The organism is uncultured Abyssibacter sp., from assembly GCF_964000955.1.
In the GTDB taxonomy this organism is placed as follows: Bacteria; Pseudomonadota; Gammaproteobacteria; order Nevskiales; family OUC007; genus Abyssibacter.
In genome coordinates this window covers 1-6,460 of the sequence record NZ_CAXFCL010000164.1, presented here as the reverse complement: position 1 = coordinate 6,460, position 6,460 = coordinate 1, and the positions used below count along the sequence as shown (strand labels likewise).

Annotated in this window: 7 protein-coding genes and 2 tRNA genes; 4 read left to right on the top strand and 5 right to left on the bottom strand. The window is 63.1% G+C overall.

Going from position 1 to position 6,460, the window contains the following annotated elements:
• Together ABNS06_RS07900 and ABNS06_RS07895 are read right to left on the bottom strand one after the other, a co-directional pair.
• A tRNA-Met gene (locus ABNS06_RS07900) sits at positions 1-77 on the bottom strand.
• Between the two features lie 128 nt (positions 78-205).
• A complete protein-coding gene (locus ABNS06_RS07895; RefSeq protein WP_348673722.1) occupies positions 206-1,060 on the bottom strand; it encodes a metal-dependent hydrolase in 855 nt (284 codons plus the stop codon).
• A 112-nt stretch (positions 1,061-1,172) separates the two neighbouring features.
• Between ABNS06_RS07895 and ABNS06_RS07890 the strand changes: the two genes are divergently transcribed.
• Together ABNS06_RS07890 and ABNS06_RS07885 are read left to right on the top strand one after the other, a co-directional pair.
• Positions 1,173-2,075, top strand: a complete 903-nt coding sequence (locus ABNS06_RS07890; RefSeq protein ID WP_348673721.1) for a MerR family transcriptional regulator — start codon at positions 1,173-1,175, stop codon at positions 2,073-2,075.
• Between the two features lie 361 nt (positions 2,076-2,436).
• A complete protein-coding gene (locus ABNS06_RS07885) occupies positions 2,437-3,714 on the top strand; it encodes a YncE family protein (RefSeq protein ID WP_348673719.1) in 1,278 nt (425 codons plus the stop codon).
• A 454-nt stretch (positions 3,715-4,168) separates the two neighbouring features.
• On the opposite strand, the gene ABNS06_RS07880 is transcribed toward ABNS06_RS07885, so the two are convergent.
• The 3 genes from ABNS06_RS07880 to dapA all read right to left on the bottom strand — a co-directional run bounded on the left by ABNS06_RS07880 (position 4,169) and on the right by dapA (position 5,560).
• Positions 4,169-4,258 (bottom strand) — tRNA-Ser (locus ABNS06_RS07880).
• A 96-nt stretch (positions 4,259-4,354) separates the two neighbouring features.
• Complete coding sequence (locus tag ABNS06_RS07875) at positions 4,355-4,675, bottom strand: hypothetical protein (RefSeq protein ID WP_348673718.1); 321 nt, start codon at positions 4,673-4,675, stop codon at positions 4,355-4,357.
• Positions 4,676-5,560, bottom strand: a complete 885-nt coding sequence (gene dapA / locus ABNS06_RS07870; protein WP_348673716.1) for a 4-hydroxy-tetrahydrodipicolinate synthase — start codon at positions 5,558-5,560, stop codon at positions 4,676-4,678. It abuts the gene before it with no gap.
• A 137-nt stretch (positions 5,561-5,697) separates the two neighbouring features.
• Here dapA and ABNS06_RS07865 point away from each other — a divergent pair, with 137 nt between their 5' ends.
• Entirely contained in the window at positions 5,698-6,237 is a 540-nt protein-coding gene (locus tag ABNS06_RS07865; protein ID WP_348673714.1) for an ACT domain-containing protein, read from the top strand.
• An 18-nt stretch (positions 6,238-6,255) separates the two neighbouring features.
• Positions 6,256-6,460: redoxin domain-containing protein (locus ABNS06_RS07860; RefSeq protein ID WP_348673713.1), on the top strand; the 205-nt coding region annotated here is incomplete at its 3' end.

The window sequence follows — 6,460 nt, the reverse complement described above, 5'->3', positions numbered from 1 at the left end:
TGGTAGCGGGGGCAGGATTCGAACCTGCGACCTTCGGGTTATGAGCCCGACGAGCTGCCTGGCTGCTCCACCCCGCACCAGGGAGCGCGGATACTATAGAAGCCGTGTTTGTCATGCAACTGAAAGAAACTTTCTTCAGCAATTTCATCCAGTTATGTAGATGGCAGGGGCCGCCGGAGCGCGACGGCGATCCCCTATCCGACCGTCACGCCGCCTTGGGACCGCTGGCCAGCCGTTCCATGTCCGCCTCGAACTGGGGAATGCGGGCGAGAAACTCGTGATTGTCGTGGTCCCACGGCTGGAAGCTCGGGCGGAAATAGTCGAACCATTCGGGAACCGTCTTCGCCAGCGCGCCGGGTGAGCGGAACAGGTAGTTCGCCAGCCCCGCGTAACCCTTGAGCCGTGCGCGCAGTCCCTTCTTCAGGGATGGGTCCGCACGCACCATCCTCCAGTGAAACTCGGCGACAAGCGGCCAGAAGATCAGCGTCGCGACGATCAGCCCCACCGCGCGATTCACATAGGCATCCGGTCGCCCCTTCATCGCCACGTCCCAGACGTCGAACGCAACCGCCTTGTGTTCGGTTTCCTCCAGCGCGTGCCAGTTCCAGATCTTCGCCATGATCTCGTCCGAATCACCCATGACGCGTTCATCGGCGAGCAGCTTGTCGGCCATGATCGCGGTGAAATGCTCCAGGGCGATCGTCGCGGAGAGCTGCATCGACTTCGGCATGTGCAGCTTCAGTTCCTCCAGCAGCCAGTGCACCCGGGCTTCCATCGCATCAACCGGCATGCCGGCCTTCGCCACCGCCGCGTTGTAGGCCTCGTGCTCACGTCCGTGCATCGCCTCCTGACCGATGAACGCGGTCACTGCCTTCTGCAACTCGGGATCGGTGACCTGATCACGGTAATGTCGGACGGCATGCATGAAAAAGCGCTCGCCGACCGGAAAGAACACGGACAGCGTATTGAAGAAATGCGAGACGTAGGGCCCCTGCTCGTGCCAGTTCAGCACGTCACGGGAACCCAGGTTGAATCGAAAGTCGCGGCGGGTGGGCAGCATCGAAAGACTCCGGCATCCAATTTAGTGTCATCACACGGTGTCAACATTCTTTTCTGATGTCAACATCGTTTGATGTAACATTCTCGCTGTTGATGTCACATGCGAGACCGTCATGACGGACACACCCGTTGCTCCGACCAGCCAGGACAGGCGGAAGACGCAAAAAGCGTTAGGCCGTACCATGGAGCCCGTGGACAGGCCAGAAGACAATGTGCCCGGAACGGTTCGACAGGCGCAGGACAACCTTTCGGAATATCGGATCCGGGAATTGGCCCGGTTGTCGGGCACATCCGTGCGCAACATCCGTGCGTATCAGGATCGAGGGCTGATCCCCCCACCCGTTCGTCGCGGTCGCGTCAGCATCTACTCTCACGATCACCTGTCGCGCCTGCGCGTGATCACGGAGATGCTGGACCGCGGCTACACGCTGAGCAGCATCGGCGAGTTGTTTCAGGCCATGGAAGCCGGTCACGACATCGCCGACCTCATGGGGCTGCAGCGGGCCGTCTCCTCGCCATGGACGGACGAAGTCCCGCAAACCTATTCGTTGGGCGATCTGATGAAGATGTTCCGCGGCAACTTCTCGCCGCGCTGGCTGATGATCGCCACCGATCTCGGCCTGCTCGAACAGACCGGAGCGAAGTTCCGGGCGCCCAGCCCGCGGATCGTGCACGCCGCCGCCGAACTGGTGGCCGCCGGCATACCGTTCGAGGACATGGTCAGCGTCGTGCGAAAGCTGCGCGCCAACGTCGAGGCCGCCAGCGAGGACATGGTCCGCCTGGTCGAACGGCACTGTTTCGACAAGTACGGCCCCGGCCTGCCTCCGGCCGACAAGGTGCCGGAACTGGCTGAACTGGTCTGGCGGCTGCGCCCACTGGTGGAACAGGGCGTGCTGTCCGAAGTCGCCCGCTCCATGGAGATCGCCGCGAACAAGCATCTCGGTGATCGACTGTCCTATGTACTCGAGACGCTTTACGAGCGCGAGCATCAGGCGCCGGGAGGCGACGACGAGTAGCCCGTTGGCCGCCTTGGCCGTGGGCTGGCTCTCGTCGCCGCTGATGCGGACGCTGCAAGAATGGCCGACAAACGTCTTGCTGGCCGTCCATGGGCAAGTCCACGCGGAGCCGTGAACAGCCCGACTTAGCCCCGGCCGCGACCACCATCACTTCCCCCCAATGTCCCATACGTCAGTGCCGCCTGACCGGCTCGACTGAGCAGCGGTTCGTCACCCGCCTCTGATCGTTGTTCTGGATTTCTGCGCCAAGGGGTTGATTTCCCTTGGATATTCAATGAGACGAACAGGGTAAATTTACTATCCAGTTAGTCAGATCTCGTCGCTAAGGTGAACCGCCCATTCACCAGATCGAGTTCCCGCCATGACGGAATCCACCGGCTCACGCCGCAAGACCCTTCATACGCTGTTTATCGCCAGCCTGATCGGGCTGGGCGTGCTCAGCGGCTGCGACAATTCGAACGAATCACCGTCCGCCGAGGCGCCCGAGAGCAAAACGCTGCGAGACGTCCTCATCGTCGGCAACAACTGGGAGGGCACGGCGGATATCCTCGCGGTCCCCGGCTATCAACGCCTGCAGCGCGTGAACGTGGTACCGGATCTCGAAGAACGCAGGAGCGAAATTCTTCGCAATCCGGTCCGTCTGATCTACTACCACGCAATCCGGCAACTGATTGGCGAAGGCAACGATCAGCTGGTGGACGACATGTACGCATCCAAGGACGGCAAAACGCTGTTCGTCTCCCGCCCCAGCCTGGCCGACGTCGTCGCCATCGACCTGGCCAGCGGTGAGATCGTCTGGCGGACTCCTGTGGCGGGCCAGCGTTCCGATCACATGGCGATATCGCCCGATGGCACGCGCCTCGTCGTGTCGGCCTCAACGGCCAATGTCGTCCACGTCATCGACACTGCCACCGGCGCCATTCTCGGGGATGTGCCGTCGGGCGACTCTCCTCATGAAAGCGTGTTCTCGCACGACGGAAAGCTGATCTATCACGCCAGCATCGGGCTGGTCTATACACCCCTGGACAACCCGATTCTGGACACATCCAAGGGCGAACGCTTTTTCGAGATCATCGATGCGGAAACGCTGGAAGTCCTGCATACCTTCAACCCGGCCGAGAAGCTGGAGGAGGCAGGCTATCCGGGCATGAGCGCGGCGATGCGTCCCATGGCGCACTCTCCAGATGAGCGTTTCCTCTACTTCCAGGTGTCGTTCTTCCACGGCTTCGTGGAATACGACCTGCAGGAAGATCGCGTGACCCGCGTGGCCGAACTGCCCGTCAGCGAAGAAGCCGCCGGCCTGCGCCGCGACCAGTACATCCTGGACTCCGCTCACCACGGCATCGCCATGAGTGGCGACGGCGAGAAGCTCTGCATCGCCGGCACGATGTCGAACTACGCCGCGATCGTGCAGCGTGACACCTTTGAGTACAAGATCCACGATCTGGGCGCCCGCACCTACTGGGCAACCACCAGCGAAGACGGCGAATATTGCTACGTATCGGTCGCCGGCGATGACACCCTGTCTGTCATCTCCTACGCAACCGAAGAGGAAGTCGCTCGGGTCAGCGTTGGCGATCACCCTCAGCGCGCCCGGACCGCTCGTCTGAGCCGTTCGCTATTCGAATCCGCGGAATAAGCCCGGGTCGATGATGACCGCTCACTCCCGAACCTGGAGTGAGCGGTTTCGCGGCAACCTGACCACGTAAACACGCTCGAGGGTTGGGCTGCACAAAAGGGTCGCCCTCGAGAATCGGGTCAGAGGATGGGCGCGCGAAGCCCCGAAGCGCCGTCGGATGCGTCGGTTGGCGAGGCTGGACGGCATCGCACTCACCCCACACCCGCAATCGCGTACGCCAGGCATCGGGACCGGAACGACGCCTACACAATCAAGGCCTGGTTCTGGGCTTGAGTGCATTTTGGCTGAGAGCAAGCAATCGATTCGGATCGTCCTGACCCTCGCCCTGCGCGGCGCCGCCACATAAGGCCCGGGATCCGATCCGGCCACTTTGCCAAAGCGTCGAACTGGGTGGTGCCCACCAAATCCAGCCTCTGCGCCAACAAAAAACCCCGCTGACGCGGGGCTTTGTGTTTGGCGGAGAAGGAGGGATTCGAACCCTCGAGGGGCGTTCACCCCAACACGCTTTCCAGGCGTGCGCCTTAAACCGCTCGGCCACTTCTCCGAATTGAGGTCGCTGCGCGCCGCTGACTGCGGGCGGGCGGCAATGCGGCGCGCGATGGTATCGACATCGACCCTGGTTGGCAACGCCGGCAGGCGCTCAGGCGGGCGGAGCCTCGGCCTGCTCGTCAGGCGCATCCGCGGGCTGAGGCGGTACGTCGTCCACCTTGGGCAAGGCAGCCGGCACTTCCAGACAGGCCTTTTTGCCCGACGCGTCGCCCTCTTTGGCGAAATCGACGGACTCAGCCAGTTCCGGTATCGCGAACTCCGAGCTGGGCGCGGGAGCGGCCACCCCGGGCGCGTCGTGCAACGGCGGATAAGCGACGGCACGCTCGTAGGGCTGTTCCTTGCTGCACGGGCTGGAAGCGCAACCGGCAGCCGCCAGTGCAACCAGGGTCACGCTGAGAGGACGAGCAATCATTCAGTTCTCCAACGGCACGCCGGCATCGGCCAGCGCGGTCTTCAGTGGGGTTTCGAATTGAGCTTGCATGGGCACCAGCGGCAGGCGGATGCCGGGACCGATGCGCTTCATCAGATGCAGGGCCCATTTCACGGGAATCGGGTTGGGGTCCAGGAACAGTGCCTGATGCAGCCCGGTCATGGGCGCATCGGCGGCGCGAGTCGCGGACTCGTCCCCGGATCGCGCGGCATCACACAGTCGCCGCATCAGTTGCGGGACGACATTCGCGGTCACCGAGATGACACCGTCGAACCCGGCGAGCATGGCGTCGGCCGAGGTGCCGTCATCACCCGACAACAACACGAAGGGCGTCGACAGGCGCTGGCGCAGTTCGGCCACGCGTTGCGGGTCGCCCACGGCCTCTTTCAGAGCTACGATTCGGGGATGCGCCGCCAGACGCTCCACGGTAGCGGGCGCTAGGTCGCAGCCGGTCCGCCCGGGCACGTTGTACAGAATGATCGGAATCGTCGACGCCTCGGCGATGGCGATGTAGTGCCGGTATAGCCCTTCCTGTGGCGGCTTGTTGTAGTACGGCGTCACCACCAGCGCGCCGTCGGCGCCAGCCGCCTCGGCCTCCTGGGTCAGCGCGATGGCCTCGGCGGTGGAGTTCGCGCCGGTTCCGGCGATCACCGGAACACGCCCAGCCGTCACCTCGATCACCCGGCGGATCACCGCCACATGCTCGTCGACGGTCAGCGTCGCGGACTCTCCCGTCGTGCCGACGGCAACCAGGCCCTGCGTACCGGCTTCGATGTGCCAGTCGACCAGTGCGTCCAGCGCGGAATAATCCACAGCACCGTCGGCATCCATCGGCGTGACCAGGGCGACATTGCTGCCTTCAAACATCGGATTGCACTCTCGGGAATGGGCCCTTGGACCGCTTGCATTTGCTAGAATTTCAAAAACTCACGGGGCGATGCGTGCCCGCTATCAAATCGCCGCCGCCCTTGCAGGGCGCGGCAGTATAACTTAGACATTCTTCTATGCCGCATACGCAACACCTGCTGTCGATCGCAATGCACGGTCCGCAGCAGGCCGACCTCTCCCGGTCCCTGGTCACGGAAATCGCCAACCGCGGCTGCAATATCCTGGAATGCCGGATTCATCCGGTGGGGGATCAGTTCGCGGCGACCATGCTCGTTGGCGGAAACTGGAGCAGCCTCGGGCGCCTGGAAACCGCGTTGCCGGCCATCGCCTCCGAACACGGCCTGACCGCGCTGTGCACCCGCAGCGCCGGAAAGAGCGGTGACAGCAAGATGCGACCCTACGCGGTGGAAATCATCGCCCCGCAGGAAGCCGGCCTGCTGCGTGACGTGCTGGACTTCTTCCGCAGCCACGAATCAGCGGTGGTGGAGATCGTCGCCCAGCACTACGAAGCCACCCAGACCGGAGCCGCGCTGGCCAACCTACAGATGGTGGTTCATGTACCCGTCACGGCCCACCCACCGGCACTGCGCGAGTCGTTCATGGATTTGTGCGACGAACTTCACGCGGATGGCCTGCTCGACCCCATCAAGAACTGACAGGAGAACAGCTTTCAGATGACCGTCGAAATCGGACACGCTGCCCCCGACTTTTCCGCCCCCGCCACCGGTGACAAGACCCTGTCGCTGGAGGATTTCCGGGGCAAGGCACTGGTGTTGTACTTCTACCCCAAGGACAACACGCCGGGCTGCACGCAGGAAGGCCAGGACTTTCGTGATCTGCACGCGCAGTTCCAGGCGGCCGGCGCGGAGATCCTTGGTG